Raw genomic sequence first — 18,730 nt, 5'->3', positions numbered from 1 at the left:
GTCACAGCTCCGTGTCCCTCCGGTTGGTTCTGGTCCGTCACGGGCTGAGCACCTTCAACACCGAGCACCGCATCCAGGGACGCGACGATCTCTCCAGCCTCACCGCCGAGGGCTACGAGCAGGCCCGCCGCACCGGTGAGGCCCTGCGGGATCTTCCCCTCACCGCCGCCTACTGCTCCCCCCTCAGCCGGGCCCGAGACACGGCCCGAGAGCTGCTACAGGCGCAGGGCACCGCCCTGCAGGCGAGAGCGGACGACGGGCTGCTGGAAATTGATCTGACCCCCTGGACCGGCCTGCTGCGCAGCGAGTTGCGGCAGACCTTTCCAGAGGAGGAACGCCGCTGGCGGGATGCGCCCCAGACCCTGGAGTTCAGCCGCCCCGACGGCAGCCGCTACCGCCCGCTCGAAGAGCTGATGGCTCAGGCCCAAGACTGGGTGAATGCCTTGCTGCGGCACCACGCCGAGGCCGTGAGCAGCGCCAGCACGAGCACGGTACTGGTGGTGGCCCATAACGGCATCCTGCGCTGCCTGCTGCTCACCCTGCTGGGCCTGCCGGCCAGTGAGTTCCGCCGGCTGCGCCTCGATAACGCCTCGGTGTCGGTGCTGAACCTGAGAGGCTCGGCCAGCGATCCGGAGGTCCAGATCGAATCGCTGAACGGCACTGTCCATCTCGGCCGCGGCCTGCCGGCCAAGGGCGATGGACCGAGGCTGCTGCTGGTGCGCCACGGCGAAACCGACTGGAACCGCCAAGGGCGTTTTCAGGGCCAGATCGATATTCCCCTCAACGCCAATGGCCTGGCCCAGGCCCAGGCCGCCAGGTCCTTCCTGGCGGATCAGAGCCTGCAGCGGGCCTACACCAGCTCGATGTCACGGCCGCGCCGCACCGCTGAGGTGATCCTCGAGGACCACCCCGGTGTGCCACTCACCAGCACCGACGGGCTGGTGGAGATCGGCCATGGCCTCTGGGAGGGCTGTCTGGAAGCGGAGATCGCCGAGCGCTGGCCACAGCTGCTGGCCGACTGGAAGCGCGCGCCGGAGACGGTGCTGATGCCGGAGGGGGAAACGATCCAGAACGTGTCGGATCGCTCCCTGCACACCTGGGACGTGATCGCCGCCAGCCTCGATCACGAGGAAACGGCCCTGGTGGTGGCCCACGACGCCGTCAACAAGACGATCCTCTGTGGCCTGCTGGGCCTCCGGCCGGCTGACATCTGGGCGATCAAGCAGGGCAACGGTGGTGTGACCGTGATCGACTATCCCCACGGCGTGGCGGCAGGGCCGGTGGTGAGCTGCCTCAATCTCACCGCCCACCTCGGCGGCGTGCTGGACCGCACCGCGGCCGGAGCCCTCTGAGCCGGCCGATGGTGCGCCATCTGCTGCAGGGGGTGACACTGCTGCCAGGCCCGCAGCAGCAGCCCCGCACCAGCGACGTTCTGCTCGAGGACAATCGCCTTGTGGCCGAAGGCGACGAGGCCCACCGCCTTCTGCCTCTGGCGCCCGTGGTGCGCATCGAGGCTGGCGGCTGCTGGCTGGCGCCCCCCCTGGTGGATCCCCACAGCGTTCTGGAAGATCCCTGGGACGGCCGCGCCGAAACCCTCAGCAGCCTGGCGGCGGCGGCCGTATCCGGCGGCTACGGCACTGTGGCCCTGCTGCCGCGGGCCCACGACTGGCGCGACCGGCCCGAGCGCCTGCAGCTGCACTGGCCGGAGCCCCTGCGCCTGCGGCTCTGGGGCAGCCTCAGCCTCAAGGGGGCCGATCAGGATCTGGCCGCCCACGCCGATCAGCTGGCCGCAGGAGCCCTCGGCCTGGCCGGCGATGACCACCTGCCGCCTCTGCCGCTGCTGGAGAGCAGCCTGCGGCTGGCGGAGATGGCCGAACGGCCGGTGCTGCTGGCCCCGAGGGAGACCCCGCTGACGCGCCAGGGATTCGTGCGGGAACGGGTCGAGGCCCTGCGGGCCGGCTGGCCGCTCGACCCGGTGGTGAGCGAAACCCTGCCCCTGCAGACCCTGCTGGCCCTGGGCGACGCCCATCCGTCTGCCCGGCTGGTGCTGATGAACCTCTCCACCCGCGAGGCGGTGGAGCAGCTGCGCCGCCATCCCCAGCCGCCAGCGGCGACGGTGAGCTGGTGGCACCTGCTGGCCGACAGCGGCCGTCTGGATCCGAGCGATGAAGGCTGGCGAGTGGTTCCCTCCCTGGGCAATCCGGCCGATCGGGAAGCCCTGATCGCCGCCCTGGCGGAGGGACTGATCACGGCAGTGGCGGTGCAACACCAGCCCCTTGACGCCGAGGAACGGCTGCTGCCTGTGGATCAGCGCCGTGCCGGCGTGGCCGGCCATGGGCTGGCCCTGTCCCTGCTCTGGCACGAGCTGGTGGTGGGCCGGGGCTGGGCCGTGCCGCAGCTCTGGCAGGTGCTCTGCTGGGGTCCGGCTGCCCTGCTGGGGGAACAGCCGGAGAGCCTGGTCTTCCCCAGTCAGCGCTGGATCCTGTTCGATCCGGCCGCATTCTGGAACTGGGACGCCACCAGTTGCCCGTCACTGGCCGCCAACCAGATGCACTGGGGCCAGCCCCTGGTGGGACGGGTGCGGGCCAGCGGGCTCAGCGATCCTGCCGGCTGGTGTCTGATGGACTGAGACTGCCCATCTGATCGAAGGGGAAGAAGCGCCAGAACGCCCGGCCGATGATCTCCTTCTGCGGCAGGAAGTTGCCGCCGGGCCAGAAGCGACCATCCCAGCTGTTGGCGCGGTTGTCGCCCAGCACCAGAACATGGCCGGGCGGCACCACAGCGTTGAGGGTGCGGCAGGGCCCGATGCCCTGGCTGTCCACCGGGCAGTAGTTGCCCACGTAGGGCTCGTTCAGCCGCTCGCCGTCGATGAACACCTGGCCGCGGGGATCCACCGCGACCCGATCACCCGGCACAGCCACCACCCGCTTGATGAAGGCATCGCAGGCCGGCACCTGCAGGCCCGGCAGAGTGCCGATGAACGGCAGGTTGACGAGCAGGCAGCGCAGCGGATTGGGGGAGCTCTCGCCGGTCAGGACCGGATCAAAATGATAGGGGGAATGGAACACCACGATCTCGCCGCGACGCGGTTCGCGGCTGCGGTAGGTGAGCTTCTCCACCAGCAGCCGATCCTGGATCTGCAGGCCCGGCAACATCGAGCCGGACGGGATGTAACGGGCCTCCATCAGGAACTGGCGGATTCCCAGGGCCACCGCCAGGGTGATCAGCACACTGCGCCAGAACGCCCAGGGGTTCTCGGCCGGCAGTGGCGGGGGCGTTTCCTCCAGGCCAGCCGGTGGATCGGGCCGCGCCGCAGGGGTGTCGTGGTCGTTGGGCGGGTGGGGCAGGGGATCGCTCAATGCACTCATCGACGGCGGCGGCTGGGGCCGAGCCAGGCAGATTAGGCAGAGATCGGCCTGCTGCCCCCCATGGCACGACCCCGCTGGCAAGCTCAGGCCCCACGCAGCCGCAGCACCCTCACCCTGACGTGGGATCGCTTCGTGGCCCTGTGGGCAGCGGTGAATCTGCTGTGGGTGGGCTTCGATCTCACCTACATCCCCCTGCGCAATTTCTGGCTGCAGCGCAATCTGTATCCGCTGCAATCGCTGCCCCTGCGGGTACCGGTGCCCTTCCTGCCGGATCTCACCCCCCTGGTGGATCCGATCAAGGGCATCGAACCCCACCGCGAAACCCAGGCCTACCTCGATCAATTCGAGCGCCTGGATCGAGCCCTGCAGACCGGCACATCCCCACCAGGAAGCCCACCAGCAGCCGGCTTACCCACAAACGGCTCGCCAGCAAGCAGCAGTACAGGCAGCTTTAACCCCGAGCAGCGGCGGCTGCTGGAGAAGCAGGTGAAGCTGACGCAGCAGATGATCGACAGCAATCCCTTCCTGGCTGCCAACGCCTCCGGCACGCTGGAGAAGATCAAGAATCTGTTGCGCCAGCGGGCCGATGAGACCTCGGCCAAGCAGGCCGCGGCCGAACTGCTCGATCCGGCCTGGCTGCGGAACCACCCCTGGTCCAGGGAGCGGATCTTCTGGCGGGAGCAGCTGCTGCCCCTGGTCGCCACCAACTACTGGCGATCGATCGACGAAAACGGTCGCCCCACCGACCACTTCTGGTTCTACGACCTGGTGCTGTTCCAGAGCGTCTTCGCGCTGGACATCCTGCTGCGCTGCCTGCGGATCCGGCGGCGACTGCCCGGCCTGAGCTGGAGGGATGCGCTGCTGCGACGCTGGATCGATCTGCCCTTGCTGCTGCCCTTCTGGCGCTGGCTGCGCCTGGTGCCGGTGGTGGAACGCCTGCAGTCCAGCGGGCTGATCAATATCGAGCCCCTGCGGGCGGTGATCAGCCGCGGGGTGGTGGCGATGTTGGCGGTGGAGCTGTTCGAGGTGCTGTCGCTGCAGCTGGTCGACGGGATCCAGCAGCTGGTTCGCTCACGGCGCTGGCCGGAACGGCTGCGGGCCCTGCGCAGCCACCAGAGCGTGATCAGCCCGGACGAGCAGGAGCTGGTGGAGCTGGTGCGGATCTGGGCACCGCTGCTGCTCAACCAGGTGGCGCCTCGGCTGGAGCCGGAGATCCAGGGCGTTCTCGGCCACGCCCTGCAGCAGAGCCTGCAGAACACGATCGTGCCGGGGCCGCTGCGGCGCATCCAGCTGCTGATGCAGGTGGAGCAGGGGCTGAGCCGGCAGCTGGCCAACGGCATGGTGGAGAGTCTGCTGGACGTCTCCCGCGGCACCGGCGAGCGTCTGCAGCGCAGGGATGATCTGCAGCTGGAGCTGCTGCAGCGCTTCATCGACCGCTTCTGGGAAGAACTGGCCTCAGCCCTCGAAAACGGAGAGGCGCTGCTGCGCTCCCAGGCGCTGCTCTGCTCGCTGCTGGAGCAGCTGAAGCGCACGTACTTAGGCCAGATCAACCGAGCCAGCATCGAGGCCCTGATCGAAGAACTCGAGGAAATCACCCTGCCATCGCCACTGGCTGCCCAAGAGGCAGCCGATCAGGGCGAGGCCGGCGAGGAGTCCGATCCCAGCGGTAGCAGCCGGCCCGTGGTGAATCCCAAGCGCGGCGGACGCTGAGTTCAGGGACATTGCCAGCACAGGACGTCAGACCCAGGCTCCAGTAGGTCCCGGAAAGAGCCAGAAGCTCAGGGAGGCTCTGAGCCTCAGGGATTCTGAGCCTCGGGGAGCCTGAGGCTCAGGGTTCTGCGAAGAAGGCCTGCCACTCGGGCAGCGAGAAGCCGGTCAGCACCCGTCCGTCCCCACGCACCAGGAAGGGCCGTTTGATCAACTTGCCATCCGCAGCCAGGGCATCCAAAGCCGCCTCATCGTCCATCGCCTTGACGGCGGCAGCCCCCAGAGCACGGTAGCTCTGGCCACTGGTGTTGAACAGGCGACGACGACCGAGCTGCTCGAGGGCCGCCGCCAGTTCCAGGCGTGTGGGAGGGGTGAGGGTGATGTCCACCAGCTCAGGCTTGAGGCCCTGGCTGGCCAGCCACTGCTGGGCCTTGCGGCAGGTGGAGCACTGGGCATAGGCGTAGAGACGCCAGCCGCTCACTTCTTGCCGACCAGAGCCTTGAGAGCACCCACCAAGCTGTTGGAGCCTTTGCCCACGCCAGAATCAGGGCGAGTCCGAACGGTCACGTCTCCGTTGACGGACGTGCGGCAGCTGAGGCGGTAGTTGGCCGGACGATCAGCCAGGTACACCTCCTCGACATCACTGCGGGGAGAGAGATTGCGCTGGCCCTCGATCACCTCGACCACACAGGTGCCGCACTGGCCAAGGCCGCCGCAATTGTTGACATTATTAAGGCCCTTGTAAGGGTTGATGCCCGCATCCAGGGCCGCCTTACGAAGATTGGCCCCTTCGATGCAACCAACCTGCTGGCCTTCGCGTTCAAAACGGATGGTGGGCACGGTCGATCCGGGGGGAATGGGCGCCGACCAACTTAGGGCACCCACCGCAGCATCCCCAGCCGTTACGGCCGGCCTGAAACGGAGTGTTGAGGAGTCAAAGCCCCCGTAGCATCGCGGTTCACCGTCCAATCCGCACCAGCCGTGGTCGAGGAACGCCAACGCGACACCAGCCAGCCGGCCGACGGCGACGGCTATGAGCGGGTGGTCCAGCGGCTGATCCCGGGATACGCCAGCCTGGCCCGCCTGGCCGTGGCACTGCTGGCAGCCTCGCCCTTGGCCAGCCGTGAGGGTGCCGCCATCCTCGTGGCCGGCTGCGGCACCGGTTCGGAACTGCTGGAAGCCCAGGCTCAGCGTCCCGATTGGAGCCTCACCGCCACCGATCCCTCCGCCGAGATGCTGGCCATCGCCCGGGACCGGCTCGCCGGCGGCGGCAGAATCGACTGGCGCCAGAGCACGGTGGAAGCCCTCGCTGACGACGGGGCGTCGCAGGGACGCTTTGCCGGCGCCCTTTCGGTGCTGGTGTTGCAGTCGCTCCCCGATGACGGCAGCAAGCTGGCCTTTCTCACCGCCCTGTCCCGCAGCCTGCAGCCCGGCGGTCAGCTGGTGCTGGTCGATCGGATGCAGCCGGAGCGTTCCCCCTTGCAGAAGCAGGTGGAGGCCGCCTGGATCGGCTTCCAGCAGGCCAGCGGCCTCGATGCCGCCGCCGAGGAGCTGGCCCCCCTCACCGACCAGACCCACCCGATCGGCCTGGCCCGGCTCAGCGCCCTGGTGAACGCAGCGGGATTCAGCGATCCGGCACGGATCTTCCAGGCGCTCAACTACGAGGGCTTCCTGCTGCAGCGAGCGCTTTGAATCGAACTGAGGGTGGTGGCAGCCTCCGCCGCCTCCATGCAACGCTTCAGCAAGGCCGGCACCTCCACCGCATCCAGCCAGCCACTGATCGTGGTCTTACGGCCCTCGATACTTTTGTAGGTGCGAAAGAACTCGGCCACATCCTCAAGCTGACTCGGTGAGATCTGGCGGATGCTGCGCACGCCGACCCGACGCACATCGGCAGCCGGCACGCAGAGAAGCTTGCCATCGTTGGCGCCAGAATCGATCATGTCGAGGATGCCGATCGGCCGGGCTCTGATCAGGCAACCGGCAAAGGTTGGTTCCTCCATGATCACCATCGCATCGAGCGGAGCCCCATCCTCGGCCAGGGTGTTGGGCACAAAGCCATAATCGAAGGGGTAGCGCACCGAAGAGTGCAGCACCCGATCGAGGGCCATGATGCCGGCCTCGGCGTTGTACTCATACTTGTTGCGGCTGCCGGCCGGAATCTCAACGATCAGATTGACCAGGCCAGGAGCCGGGCAGGCCGCCAGTTTGCTGAGATCCATGGGCCGTCTCGCGCAGGGGGGTGGTCACCGCAGGCCCTGGAGCTGCGGCAGATGGCAGCCAGATGGGCCGGTGAGCAATCACGCTACCGAGCGGCACTAGCAGCGTGGCAAGGGCGATGGTGAAGCCCAGAACCGGAGAGAAGGAGAGCTGCAGCAGCCCCGGACTGGGGGGCTCCTCAATCGATTCCGGTCCAGATTCAGGACTGTCTTGCCTCAGGTCTGCGGGAGTGACACAGGGCATGGCCCCGATCAGTGAAGCGATGGCAGGAGGAGGGTGGTCCATGGAGGAGCGGAACCCACGATGCCGGCAGGAGCAGCCATGGAGGCAGCTGACCTGGCGAGCTCTGGCCATCGCGCTGGTTCAACTATGGGCGTCAGGCAGATCCCGCAAGGGAAGCGACGAGCCGGCAGCAGTTGAGCAGGCAGAGATGACCGGTTCGAAGGGTCCTGGAGTCCGGAGAAAGAAGGATCACTGATCTTACGTCTTCCGGTTGGCAAACCAACGATCCTGCTCGGCAAGACACAAAGCGAGTCTTTCGATCGGCGATTCCACGCCTGAGATGAGCCGAACGCCATGCCTCCCTCAGGCGGCCGGTCGCGACTGCTCAAAGGTGTCACGGTGCGCGGACAGGGAGGTGGGGCCCTGCTCGAACGCATCCAGACGGCTGCGGATCGAGCGCAGCTCGTCGAGAATCGAGCTGAGCAGCTGCTGCGTCGCGGTTGAGGGCGAGTTGAGCACTTCGACGGTCACCTCCTTGATGCGCAGCACATCGCGGGCGAAGCGGGCCACCTCATTGGGATGGAACAGCAGGGGATCCTTCTGGTCGCTTCGGTATTCGGGATTGAGCTTGCGCGGATTGAAGGGTGGGTTGAGGTTGCGCGGATCGGTGTTGGTGTAGCGATACACCGAAGCCCGCGAACGGTTGAGCGCCCTCTGCACCTCATCGATGCCGATCAGCCCCTCGGGGGTGATCGGCGCAGCGGTCTCAGAGGCGGGCAGGCTGTCCTGCTCGATGACAGGGCGGTCTTGCCCAGGTGCGACAGGGGCGTATCCGGAGGGAGCCACAGCGCCGTAGCCCACCCCACGGGACGGGGCGGCAGGTGACGCAGCAGGGGCACTGCGCAGGCCCGGGGCCAGACCGGTGAAACCGCTGGACACTGCCGAAACCGGTGCTGCACCGGCAGAAGCCAGCCCTCCCGCTCCACCGTTTGATCCTGGGAAGGGTGGCATGAGACGACAGTTAGACAGGTGGGAAACGCGCCAGACGCTAGCAGAGCTTTCCAGGCGTGCCAGGGGCTCCGCCAAGCAACCAGGCCCCTTCGCCAACCGTCCTGTCCGCCCTTGCAGCACCCGCGCCCCCGGGGTCGAGCCATGGCATGGGGCAGTGGTAACTTCCCAGATCCCTTGCCTCACCGCGATGCGCGTCTCCCGCCTGATGCTGGTGACGCTCCGGGACGATCCGGCCGAAGCTGAGATTGTCTCCCACAAGCTGTTGTTGCGAGCCGGCTACATCCGCCGCATCGCCTCGGGCATCTACGCCTATCTCCCCCTGCTCTGGCGAGTCCTGCGCAAGGTGTCGGCGATCGTGCGCGAGGAGCTCGACGCCACCGGGGCCCTCGAGACACTCCTGCCCCAGCTGCAGCCTGCTGATCTGTGGGAGCGCAGCGGGCGATGGGCCGGCTATACCGCCGGCGAGGGGATCATGTTCCACCTGGAGGATCGCCAGGGCCGCGAGCTGGGCCTCGGCCCCACCCATGAAGAGGTGATCACGGCGCTGGCGGCAGAGCTGCTGCGCTCCTACCGCCAACTTCCGGTGAACCTCTACCAGATTCAGACCAAATTCCGCGATGAGATCCGGCCACGCTTCGGCCTGATGCGGGGGCGGGAATTCATCATGAAGGATGCCTATTCCTTCCACGCCAGCGAAGCCTGCCTCAAGGACACCTACGCGGTAATGGATCAGGCCTACCGCCGCATCTTCAACCGCTGCGGCCTGCGGACCGTGGCGGTGGAAGCCGACAGCGGCGCCATCGGCGGCTCGGCCAGCCAGGAATTCATGGTGACTGCCGAAGCCGGCGAAGACCTGATCCTCACCAGCCCCGATGGCCGCTACGCCGCCAACCAGGAGCGGGCCGTCTCCCTGGCACCCGAGCCGGTGGCGCTGGCGGACCAGCCCTGCCACGACCTGAGCACGCCAGGCCAGACGACGATCGAACAGCTCTGCAGCGGGCACGGCTTCGATCCAAGCCAGATCGTCAAGGTGCTGCTGCTGCTGGCCCGCTTCGCCGATGGCGCCGACCAGCCCCTGATCGTGAGCCTGCGGGGTGACCAGCAACTCAACGAGGTCAAGCTGGCCAATGCCGTTCAGGCCCGCCTGGGTGCGGAGCGGGGCAGTCTGCTGGAGCTGGCCCCGATCACCGCTGATCAGCTGGAGCGCCAGGGCCTGGAGCCCCTGCCCTTCGGCTCGCTTGGCCCGGATCTCAGCGATGCCCTGCTGTCGGGAGCCCGGGACTGGACCCCGCGCTTCCTGCGGCTCGCCGACGGCACCGCCGCCTCTCTGGAACGCTTCGTCTGCGGGGCCAACCGCCTCGACACCCACCGCGTCGGCGCCCGCTGGGACCCGTCCAACCCCTGTCCGGAGTCCCTGGATCTCCGCGCTGCCCAGCCCGGCGACCGCTGCCACCACGATCCGAGCCAGCACCTGGAGGCCGCCCGCGGCATCGAAGTGGGCCACATCTTCCAGCTGGGCCGCAAATATTCCGAGGCCCTCGAAGCCCGCTTCACCACCGAGAGCGGGGCCGACGAGGCCCTGTGGATGGGGTGCTACGGCATCGGGGTCTCGCGGCTGGCCCAGGCCGCGGTGGAACAGAACCACGACCGCAACGGCATCTGCTGGCCTGTCTCGATCGCGCCGTTCGAGGTGATTGTGGTGGTCGCCAGCAGCCAGGACAGCCAGCAGGTGGAGCTGGCCGAACGGCTGTATGGCGAGCTGCAGCAGGCGGGCCTGGAGGTGCTGCTGGACGACCGCAACGAGCGCGCCGGCGTCAAATTCAAGGATGCGGATCTGATCGGCATCCCCTGGCGCGTGGTGGTGGGCCGCGGCGCCACTGACGGCCAGGTGGAGCTGGTGGAACGGGCCGGCGGCAGCAAGCGCGATCTCAGCGCCGACGAACTGCTGGCCGCACTGCTGCCCCAGATCCAGGCGGGCCGCCAGGGCCTGAACAACCCGGCCCAGAGCTGAGCGCTGGCCTGGCGATGCCCAATCCCTAGGATTCCCCAACCCTTTGCCCATTCCCCATGGCTGCCTTCTGGCAACGCGTCCAGCACCAGTTGCGTGCTGTGCTGGTGGCTCTGGGTCTGTGCCTGGCGCTCGGGCTCACGGCCTGCAGTGGAGCCTCCACCGGCCTGAGCGGCAACTATGTGGACGACACCATGGCCGTGGCGCAGAACCTGCTGACCACGATCGCGATCCCGCAGGATGATCCAGGGCACGCCGCCGCCGAGAGCGAGTCCCGGGCCCTGATCAACAGCTACATGGCCCGTTACCGGCCCCAGAGCAGGGTCAACGGCCTGAGCTCGTTCACCACCATGCAGACGGCGCTCAACTCCCTGGCCGGCCACTACACCAATTACGCCAATCGGCCCCTGCCCGATGCCCTCAGGGAGCGGATCGAGAAGGAACTCCAGAAGGCTGAGCGCAACGTGGTGCGCGGCGCCTGATCCTGCTGGGGTGACCCCAGCCGCGTTCACCAGGCCGGCAGCCGCTCGGATCGGCCCGCCTCAAGCGGTCCCATCGGGGCCGCTTGTTCTGGTTTTGAGACCCTGGTTTTCGGACTCCAGCTTGCACAACAGGCCTGGGCAAACTGGCTTGCGCCAACCGACCGACCTGCGCCTACAGGCTTTCGGAAAGGGCTTTCGGCCCCAGGCTCATCAGGGCTGCCGGCCCCGAGATTTTGACGAAAAGCCACCTGATCTGAGAGGCTTTCGGATTGTGCTTTGAAGCGGCTTCGGGCCGCTGTGTTCTTCCTTGGCCAACGTTGTCGTCATCGGTGCGCAGTGGGGTGACGAGGGGAAGGGGAAGATCACCGATCTGCTGAGTCGCTCCGCCGATGTGGTGGTGCGCTATCAGGGAGGCGTCAACGCCGGCCACACGATCGTGGTGGATGGTCGGGTGCTGAAGCTGCACCTGATTCCCTCTGGAATTCTCTATGCGGACACCACTTGCCTGATCGGCTCAGGCACGGTGGTGGATCCCAAGGTGATGCTGGGCGAGCTCGACATGCTGCTCGGCCTGGGCATCGATGTGGGCGGCCTGCAGCTGGCGTCCACCGCCCACGTGACCATGCCCTACCACCGCCTGCTGGATCAGGCGATGGAGGAGCGCCGCGGCGATCGCCGCATCGGCACCACCGGCCGCGGCATCGGCCCCACCTACGCCGACAAGGCCGAACGCAACGGCATCCGGGTGATCGATCTGCTCGATGAGACCCGGCTGCGCGACCGGCTCGCCGGCCCCCTGGCCGAGAAGAACGAGATCCTGCAAAAGCTCTACGGCCTCGAACCGCTCGATTTCGAGGCAGTGGTGGCCGAGTACGTGGTCTACGGCCAGCGCCTCGCCCCCCACGTGGTGGAGTGCACCCGCACCATCCATGAAGCGGCCCGGGCCCGCAAGAACATCCTGTTCGAGGGCGCCCAGGGAACCCTCCTGGACCTGGACCATGGCACCTACCCCTACGTCACTTCCTCCAACCCGGTGAGCGGTGGGGCCTGCATCGGCGCCGGCGTGGGTCCCACCCTGATCGACCGGGTGATCGGCGTGGCCAAGGCCTACACCACCCGCGTCGGCGAAGGCCCCTTCCCCACCGAGCTGGAGGGCAGCCTCAACGACCACCTCTGCGATCGCGGCGGCGAGTACGGCACCACCACCGGCCGCCGCCGCCGCTGCGGCTGGTTCGACGGCGTGATCGGTCGCTACGCCGTGCAGGTTAACGGGCTCGACTGCCTGGCGATCACCAAGCTCGACGTGCTCGATGAGCTCGACGAGATCCAGGTGTGCGTCGCCTACGAACTCGACGGCGAGCGCATCGTCCATTTCCCCAGCAGCTCCGAAGCCTTCGCCCGCTGCAAACCGATCTACGAAACCCTGCCCGGCTGGCAGACCTCCACCGCCGACTGCCGCAGCCTCGAGGATCTGCCTGGCACAGCGATGGCCTACCTCCGCTTCCTCGCCGAACTGATGGAGGTGCCGATCGCGATCGTGTCGCTCGGCGCCAGCCGTGATCAGACGATCGTGGTCGAGGATCCGATCCACGGTCCCAAACGCGCCCTCCTGAACGTCTGAGCATCGCCATGACGACCAAATGCTTTGACGTGGTGGGCATCGGCAACGCCATCGTGGACGTGCTGGTGCAGGCCGACGACCGCTTTCTCGGCGACCATGGCCTCACCAAGGGCACCATGGCCCTGATCGATGAGCAGCAGGCCGAGCGGCTCTACGCCAGTGTCGGGCCCGGCCTGGAGACCTCCGGTGGCTCCGCCGCCAACACCCTGGCCGGCATCGCCCAGCTGGGGGGCCGAGCCGGCTTCATCGGCCGGGTACGCGATGACCAGCTTGGGGCGATCTTCAGCCACGACATCCGCTCGGTGGGCGCCCATTTCGACACCCCCGCGGCCCGCAGCGGCCCGTCGACAGCTCGCTGCCTGATTCTGGTCACCCCGGACGCCCAGCGCACGATGTGCACCTACCTGGGGGCTTCCGTGGGGCTCGATCCCACCGACCTCGACCTCACCCTGGTGAGCCAGGCCAGGCTGCTTTACCTGGAGGGCTACCTCTGGGACAGCGAAGAGGCCAAGCGCGCCTTCCTGGCCGCGGCCGAAGCCATCCGCGCCACTGGCGGCGAGGTGGCCCTGAGCCTGTCCGATGCTTTCTGCGTGGAACGCCACCGCGACAGCTTCCTCGAACTGGTTGATGGTCACGTCGATCTGCTGTTCGCCAACGAGATGGAGATCACGGCCCTCTACCGGGCCAACAGCTTCGAGGAGGCCGCCGATCAGGTGCGGGGCAGGTGCAAGGTGGCGGCCCTGACCCGCAGTGAACAGGGCTCCCTGATTCTCAGCGGCGACACGACGATCCAGGTGGAACCGGTGGTGCTGGGCAACCTGGTCGATACCACCGGAGCCGGAGACCTCTACGCCGCCGGCTTCCTGTACGGCTACACCCGCGGAGAGCCCCTTGAACGCTGCGGGCAACTCGGATCGCTCTGTGCCGGTGCGGTGGTGACCCAGCTGGGTCCGCGCCCCCAGGGCTCCCTCAAGGACCTGGTGGCGTCCCACCTGGGTTGAGCGGAGCCTCGCCCAGCCCACAGCTCTCGGCCAGCCAACGCCCGTAGGCGGCGCTGGCCGCCACGGGCCAGTGGATCCACTCGGGCGTCTCATAGCTGTGCAGGGCCCGCACGGCGCTCTCCAGTTCAACCAGGCGGGAGGCATGGGTCTTGAGCAGCAGCTGCACCTCCTCAGCGGTCTCGATCGCCCCCTGCCAGCGGTAGATCGAGCGGAGCGGTGTCAGGGCGACACAGGCCACCAGCCGCCGTTCCACCAAGGCGCGGGCCAGGGCCTGGGCCCTTTCGGCATCGGCCTCCGTGGTGAGGGCCAGCACCAGGGGAGCGGGGCCGGCGGACCCATCCGCGCTGGGTTCAGGCTGGGAAATCTCGACCTGTTGATGGCCAGCCTGCGGCATGGCGACCTGCGGAGGATCGGCCTGTTGCATCGCGGCCGCCAGGGGGCAACCGGTTTCGCTGGACACCATGGCGGGCATGGGCGGAACTAGATCTTGCAAATGCTGGAACGGATCAACCAGGCCAGCCGATCCGCTCCAGCAAGGCCGCCCAGCTGAGGCCCTGGCGCGAATCCGGTTCCGGTGGAGCGCGCAGCAACAGCAAGTGCAGTCCCAGCTCCGCCGCCAGCGTTCGCCAGAGGGTTTCGGTGCGACCGCCGGACTGGCGGCAGAGCACGTGGCTGATCGCCCAGCGGCGGCACAGGGCCCGTTCCACCGCCGCTCCGGCAGCGGGTCGCAGACAGGCGATCCTCTCGGGGGGCAACCCGGCCGCCAGGGCCAAGGCCAGGGAACTGGGAGCCGGCAGCACCCGGGCGAAGTGGTGGGCTCCGCCGCTGGAGGCCAGCGCCTCAGGTAACTGCCGCGAGCCGATCGCCAGCAGCAGGCGGCGGCCCTGCCAGGAGCCGCACCCCTCCAGGGCAGACACACCATCCAAGAGCAAGGGCTCTGGAGGGGATGTCTTTGGCATGGACAACTTTGACGTGGACAGCAATGGAGCACCACTGGCTGTCGTCAGCTCCAGCGCCGCATCCTCCCGCCGCAGGCGCAGCAGCGGCTGTTCCAGACCAGCGCAGGCCCTCTGCAGCTCAGCGGAGATCCGCACCGCAAAGGGATGGCTGGCATCCACCACCCAGCGGAAGGGACGCCCCTGCTGGACGGCCTCCTGCAGCACCTGCGCCACGCCCTGCGGCCCGAGGGCTCCCGCCTCAATCTCCAGGGCGGGATGGGGGTCATAGGCGCGCGCGGCCGCGGCCGTCACCACACTCACCCAGACCCGCCAGCCCCGCTGCAGCAGCTCTGCCGCCAGGGGCGGCCCCTCGCCCGTGCCGGCCACCAACCAGAGACGATCCTGACCCACAGGGGCAGCGACAGGGCTTGAGCGGTGCATCAGGATGGGGCGATCAACCGGCCGGCGGGGCGTGAATCACTGTTTGCTTGAAGTGGAGGTGCTGGAGGCTCCCCAGATCCGCTACACCCAGGACAGCCAGACCCCGATCGCCGAGATGGCGGTGCGGCTGGATGGCCTGCGGCCCGATGATCCTCCGGGACAGCTGAAGGTGGTGGGCTGGGGCAACCTCGCCCAGGATCTGCAGAACCGGGTGCAGGTGGGCCAGAGGCTGGTGCTGGAGGGTCGACTGCGGATCAACACCGTGAGCCGCCCCGATGGGGTCAAGGAAAAGCGGGCGGAATTCACCCTCTCGCGGCTGCACCCGATCGGACCGGACGGCGGCAGCCCTGGCGGACCGGGACTGGGCAGCGCCGGCATGGCCACAGCCGTGGGTCCTGGCATGGCCACTGGCCAGCGGCCAGTGGCTGCGGCGCCCCAACACCGCCCGGCGGGTGAGCCGGAGGCCCGCAGCGCGGCCACAGCCGCCGCTCCACCACCACCCACCTGGAACACCTCCCCCCTGGTGCCAGACCTGCCGGACGACGACGACATCCCCTTCTGAAACAGGCCAGCTCAGCGATCGTTCGCTCAACGATCAGCTCTGGGGGAAGCGCTCACCGGCCTGATCGAGCAGCTGACCAAGTTCCCGCTCCAGAGCGGCCAGATCCAGCCGCCACTGGGGCCAGAGACCGGCATCGATCTGGCGCAACAGCCAGAGCCGGTCGGCCTGCAGCTGGCTGATCAGGTCGGCGGTGCTCAGCCCAGGGGTGCTCGGATCGGGAGAACCTGGATCGCCGACCGCCGCTGCGGTTCCCGCAGCAGCGGCGGCGCTGACATCAGCGGCGCTGGCGGCAGCGGCGTTCGGAGCGGTCACGGCGGAGCGGGATGGAGGCCATCGCCATCCTGCTACCCCCTGCAGGAAGATGGCGACATGCAAGCGCTCACATCCCCCGGCAGCCTGGTGACGATCGCCGGAGCTGCCCTCACGGTGATCGGCTCGATCGCCTACGCCACAGACAGCCCGAACCTCAGCCTGGCCGGGGTGTTCTACGGGGTGCCCGTCCTACTCGGCGGACTGGCCCTGAAGTCGTCGGAGCTGCCTCCCGCCGAGCGCCTGACCCCGGCCAGTCAGTTCAAGGCGCTGCGCCAGCAGGAGGCCAATGAACCCCTGCGCAAGCTGCTGGGCGACGTGACCCGCTGGCGTTACGGCCAGAAAGCACACCTGGAGAGTTCCCTCGAAGCCCTCAAGCTCTGGGACGACGATGCCCCCCCCCAGCTGCTGAGCATCGCCGAGGTCGAGCAAAACGGCGGCTACGGCCTGCGGATGCGCTTCAGCACCGGTGCCGTGCCCTATGACCAGTGGCAAGCACGCCAGGAGCGGCTGGGCCGCTTCTTCGGGCCCGGCCTGCAGGCGGAACTGAGCCGGCTGGGCGGTGATCAACTCCAGCTCAGCCTCCTGCCGACTGCTGGCACGGAGACTGGCGCCACGGAGACTGTCACCACGGAAACAACCGGCGACGTCTGACGTCAAGGCCCGATCGCACCGCTGCCAACACCACGCCCGAGGCCAAAGGCCCAAGGCCAAAGACCCAACTCCCGAGGCCCAACGCCAACCGAAGCCGCTTCGACGGACCGCCTCCCCCCGCTCACTCCCCACCCTTTCCACCAGACCGTTGAGCACCGAGCCCTCGATCAGCCATCAGGACACCCTGCGGGTGTCGGTTCTCAGTGAGGCGCTGCCTTACATCCAGCGCTTCGCCGGACGGCGCATTGTGGTCAAGTACGGCGGCGCCGCCATGGTGCAGGAGGAGCTGCGCGATGCCGTGTTCCGCGATCTGGCCCTGCTGGCCTCCGTCGGCGTCCAGCCTGTAGTGGTTCACGGCGGCGGCCCGGAGATCAACCAGTGGCTTGGGCGCCTGGCGATCGAGCCCCAGTTCCGTGACGGCCTCAGGGTCACCGATGCCGCCACCATGGATGTGGTGGAGATGGTGCTGGTCGGACGGGTCAACAAGCAGATCGTCAATGGCCTCAACCAGGTGGGGGTGCGGGCGGTGGGCCTCTCCGGCAGCGATGGATCCCTGGTGCGGGCCCGTCCCTATGGCGACGGCGAACATGGTCTGGTGGGTGATGTGGCCGCTGTGAAGCCCGACGTGCTGCGGCCGCTGCTCGACAACGGCTACGTGCCAGTGATCTCCAGCGTGGCCCCCGACTCCGCCGGTCGGGCCCACAACATCAACGCCGACACCGTGGCCGGGGAGCTGGCCGCCTCCCTCCAGGCCGAAAAGCTGATCCTGCTCACCGACACGGCCGGCATCCTGCGGGACCGGCACGATCCGGCCTCCCTGCTGCGCCAGCTCACCCTCTCCGAAGCGCGGGCCCTGATTGCCGAAGGAATTGTCGAGGGGGGCATGACCCCCAAAACCGAGTGCTGCATCCGCGCCCTGGCCCAGGGGGTCGCCGCCGCCCACATCGTCGATGGCCGGGTCCCCCACGCCCTGCTGCTGGAGGTGTTCACCAACAGCGGCATCGGCACGATGGTGGTGGGCAGCTGCCGCGGCCTCAAGCACGGCTGACGGCACCGCGATGGAGCGCTTGAGCGGGGCTGGGCCTGGACTGACAGACGACCCTCTGGAGGCGGCCCGCCGCGGCCTTGAGCGCGGCGACTATGGCCAGGTGCTGCGCCTGCTGGAGCCGCTCGCGGCCCTGCATCCAGCGCGCACCGCCCTGGGCGGGGAGGTGCGGCTGCTGATGACCACGGCCCTGATGGGTCAGGGCCAGAGCGAACGGGCCCAGGCCTGCTGCCGCGAGCTGCTGCGCTGCAGCGATCCCATGCTCCGGACCCAGGCGCGGGATCTGCTGCTGGTCCTGGAGGCCCCGGCGCTCAGTCGCCCCCGCGATTGGTCTCTCACCCTTCCCGCCCTTGGAGACGCGCCCTCCCTGGAGGGCAGCCGGGCAGCCGCTCTGCGGCGGCGGACCAACAGCGGCCCGCCGCCGCCACCGCCCCCACCGGTGGGGGCCACCCGCGCCCCGATCGGCTTCGCGGCCCTGGTGATTGCCCTGGTGCTGCTGGCCCTTGGCCTGGGCGGCTGCATGCAGGTGCGCAGCGACCTCCACTTCGAAGGACCGGGCCGGCTGCGCCTGGAGCACCATCTGCGCAGTGACAGCGGCCGCATCACCCCCTGGCAGCGGCAGTTCGCGCTGGCCCTGGAAGCCGAGGGCTTTCGCCACGACCGCAGCGGCGGCGTGGAGAACCTGATCGGATCCGTTCAACCGGCCGCGGCCGCCCTGACCCAGCTGGCCCGCAACCTGGAGCTCGCCTCGCAGCTTGGTGGCGTCCCCCTGCCGCCGCCCCAGCTGGCGCTGCGGGAGCGCAACTGGGGCCTGGGAGTGCGGCAGGAGCTGCAACTGGAGCTGGATCTGCGCCACCTCGCCACCGTTCCAGGCCTGGATCTGGGCCTGGACCTGGCTCCGGTGCGGCCTTCGGCAGTGCGCCTGGCCACCCCGACGGCCACCCGGCCCTCGCGGCAACCCGGAGGGCAGCTCTGGCCCCTGCAGGCCGGGGCCGTCAACAGGCTGGAGCTGCGCTGCTGGCGCTGGAGCCCGTTGGGGCTGGGCGGGGCCTCGATCCTGCTGCTGCTGCTGGTGGTCTCCCTGCTGCAGTGGTTGCGGCGACGGGCGGGCTTCGGCTGGCCGGAGCTGCCGGCCTGATCG

20 protein-coding genes are annotated in these 18,730 nt (G+C 68.4%); 12 read left to right on the top strand and 8 right to left on the bottom strand.

Annotation, left to right across the window (positions count from 1 at the left end; genetic code table 11):
* Positions 1 to 11: 11 nt before the first annotated feature.
* Positions 12 to 1,352: a histidine phosphatase family protein gene (locus tag KQ310_RS08335; protein WP_259721294.1), complete on the top strand. Its 1,341-nt coding sequence runs from the start codon at positions 12 to 14 to the stop codon at positions 1,350 to 1,352.
* 8 nt (positions 1,353 to 1,360) lie between these two features.
* A complete protein-coding gene (locus KQ310_RS08330) occupies positions 1,361 to 2,629 on the top strand; it encodes a dihydroorotase (protein ID WP_259721293.1) in 1,269 nt (422 codons plus the stop codon).
* On the opposite strand, the gene lepB is transcribed toward KQ310_RS08330, so the two are convergent.
* Positions 2,595 to 3,368: a signal peptidase I gene (gene lepB / locus KQ310_RS08325; protein WP_259721292.1), complete on the bottom strand. Its 774-nt coding sequence runs from the start codon at positions 3,366 to 3,368 to the stop codon at positions 2,595 to 2,597. The genes KQ310_RS08330 and lepB overlap by 35 nt on opposite strands.
* Positions 3,369 to 3,428: 60 nt before the next feature.
* Here lepB and KQ310_RS08320 point away from each other — a divergent pair, with 60 nt between their 5' ends.
* Positions 3,429 to 5,078 (top strand): hypothetical protein, encoded by a 1,650-nt coding sequence (locus tag KQ310_RS08320; RefSeq protein ID WP_259721291.1) that lies wholly within the window; start codon positions 3,429 to 3,431, stop codon positions 5,076 to 5,078.
* 118 nt (positions 5,079 to 5,196) lie between these two features.
* Here the strand turns inward: KQ310_RS08320 and KQ310_RS08315 are convergent, their stop codons facing one another.
* Together KQ310_RS08315 and KQ310_RS08310 are read right to left on the bottom strand one after the other, a co-directional pair.
* The gene (locus KQ310_RS08315; protein ID WP_259721290.1) at positions 5,197 to 5,556 is read right to left on the bottom strand and encodes a Spx/MgsR family RNA polymerase-binding regulatory protein; all 360 of its coding nucleotides are present in this window, start codon (positions 5,554 to 5,556) and stop codon (positions 5,197 to 5,199) included.
* Positions 5,553 to 5,915, bottom strand: a complete 363-nt coding sequence (locus KQ310_RS08310; protein WP_259721289.1) for a (2Fe-2S)-binding protein — start codon at positions 5,913 to 5,915, stop codon at positions 5,553 to 5,555. The genes KQ310_RS08315 and KQ310_RS08310 overlap by 4 nt, the downstream gene beginning before the upstream one ends.
* A 141-nt stretch (positions 5,916 to 6,056) precedes the next feature.
* On the opposite strand from KQ310_RS08310, the gene KQ310_RS08305 reads away from it, so the two are divergent.
* The gene (locus KQ310_RS08305; RefSeq protein ID WP_259721288.1) at positions 6,057 to 6,767 is read left to right on the top strand and encodes a class I SAM-dependent methyltransferase; all 711 of its coding nucleotides are present in this window, start codon (positions 6,057 to 6,059) and stop codon (positions 6,765 to 6,767) included.
* On the opposite strand, the gene KQ310_RS08300 is transcribed toward KQ310_RS08305, so the two are convergent.
* Together KQ310_RS08300 and KQ310_RS08295 are read right to left on the bottom strand one after the other, a co-directional pair.
* A complete protein-coding gene (locus tag KQ310_RS08300) occupies positions 6,734 to 7,297 on the bottom strand; it encodes an inorganic diphosphatase (RefSeq protein ID WP_259721287.1) in 564 nt (187 codons plus the stop codon). The two genes, KQ310_RS08305 and KQ310_RS08300, sit on opposite strands and share 34 nt — an antisense overlap.
* A 583-nt stretch (positions 7,298 to 7,880) precedes the next feature.
* Positions 7,881 to 8,312, bottom strand: coding sequence for a hypothetical protein (locus KQ310_RS08295; protein WP_259721451.1), 432 nt, complete (start codon positions 8,310 to 8,312; stop codon positions 7,881 to 7,883).
* 403 nt (positions 8,313 to 8,715) lie between these two features.
* Between KQ310_RS08295 and KQ310_RS08290 the strand changes: the two genes are divergently transcribed.
* The 4 genes from KQ310_RS08290 (at position 8,716) to KQ310_RS08275 (ending at position 13,640) form a co-directional block, all read left to right on the top strand.
* Positions 8,716 to 10,539: a proline--tRNA ligase gene (locus KQ310_RS08290; RefSeq protein WP_259721286.1), complete on the top strand. Its 1,824-nt coding sequence runs from the start codon at positions 8,716 to 8,718 to the stop codon at positions 10,537 to 10,539.
* Between the two features lie 56 nt (positions 10,540 to 10,595).
* Positions 10,596 to 11,018, top strand: coding sequence for a photosystem II protein Psb27 (gene psb27 / locus KQ310_RS08285; RefSeq protein ID WP_259721285.1), 423 nt, complete (start codon positions 10,596 to 10,598; stop codon positions 11,016 to 11,018).
* A 307-nt stretch (positions 11,019 to 11,325) separates the two neighbouring features.
* Positions 11,326 to 12,639, top strand: a complete 1,314-nt coding sequence (locus tag KQ310_RS08280) for an adenylosuccinate synthase (protein WP_259721284.1) — start codon at positions 11,326 to 11,328, stop codon at positions 12,637 to 12,639.
* Between the two features lie 8 nt (positions 12,640 to 12,647).
* A complete protein-coding gene (locus tag KQ310_RS08275; RefSeq protein WP_259721283.1) occupies positions 12,648 to 13,640 on the top strand; it encodes an adenosine kinase in 993 nt (330 codons plus the stop codon).
* On the opposite strand, the gene cutA is transcribed toward KQ310_RS08275, so the two are convergent.
* Together cutA and KQ310_RS08265 are read right to left on the bottom strand one after the other, a co-directional pair.
* Positions 13,609 to 14,103 carry a divalent-cation tolerance protein CutA gene (gene cutA / locus KQ310_RS08270; protein WP_311134724.1) on the bottom strand — a complete coding sequence of 165 codons (495 nt, stop codon included), beginning with the start codon at positions 14,101 to 14,103 and terminating at the stop codon, positions 13,609 to 13,611. The two genes, KQ310_RS08275 and cutA, sit on opposite strands and share 32 nt — an antisense overlap.
* A gap of 43 nt (positions 14,104 to 14,146) precedes the next feature.
* Complete coding sequence (locus KQ310_RS08265) at positions 14,147 to 15,019, bottom strand: precorrin-6A/cobalt-precorrin-6A reductase (protein ID WP_259721282.1); 873 nt, start codon at positions 15,017 to 15,019, stop codon at positions 14,147 to 14,149.
* A gap of 31 nt (positions 15,020 to 15,050) precedes the next feature.
* Here KQ310_RS08265 and KQ310_RS08260 point away from each other — a divergent pair, with 31 nt between their 5' ends.
* Complete coding sequence (locus KQ310_RS08260; protein ID WP_259721449.1) at positions 15,051 to 15,581, top strand: single-stranded DNA-binding protein; 531 nt, start codon at positions 15,051 to 15,053, stop codon at positions 15,579 to 15,581.
* Positions 15,582 to 15,614: 33 nt separating this feature from the next.
* Here KQ310_RS08260 and KQ310_RS08255 read toward each other — a convergent pair whose 3' ends face one another.
* Complete coding sequence (locus tag KQ310_RS08255; protein WP_259721465.1) at positions 15,615 to 15,893, bottom strand: hypothetical protein; 279 nt, start codon at positions 15,891 to 15,893, stop codon at positions 15,615 to 15,617.
* 57 nt (positions 15,894 to 15,950) lie between these two features.
* On the opposite strand from KQ310_RS08255, the gene KQ310_RS08250 reads away from it, so the two are divergent.
* The 3 genes from KQ310_RS08250 to KQ310_RS08240 all read left to right on the top strand — a co-directional run bounded on the left by KQ310_RS08250 (position 15,951) and on the right by KQ310_RS08240 (position 18,727).
* Entirely contained in the window at positions 15,951 to 16,544 is a 594-nt protein-coding gene (locus KQ310_RS08250) for a DUF2854 domain-containing protein (protein WP_259721281.1), read from the top strand.
* 148 nt (positions 16,545 to 16,692) lie between these two features.
* Positions 16,693 to 17,592 carry an acetylglutamate kinase gene (gene argB / locus KQ310_RS08245; protein WP_259721280.1) on the top strand — a complete coding sequence of 300 codons (900 nt, stop codon included), beginning with the start codon at positions 16,693 to 16,695 and terminating at the stop codon, positions 17,590 to 17,592.
* Between the two features lie 19 nt (positions 17,593 to 17,611).
* Positions 17,612 to 18,727 carry a DUF3153 domain-containing protein gene (locus KQ310_RS08240; RefSeq protein ID WP_259721279.1) on the top strand — a complete coding sequence of 372 codons (1,116 nt, stop codon included), beginning with the start codon at positions 17,612 to 17,614 and terminating at the stop codon, positions 18,725 to 18,727.
* Positions 18,728 to 18,730: the final 3 nt, after the last annotated feature.

It is taken from the genome of Synechococcus sp. CS-1328 (assembly GCF_025128095.1).
Taxonomy (GTDB): Bacteria; Cyanobacteriota; Cyanobacteriia; order PCC-6307; family Cyanobiaceae; genus CBW1002.
The sequence above is the reverse complement of the archived record's forward strand: the minus strand, read 5'-3'. Positions and strand labels throughout refer to the sequence as shown.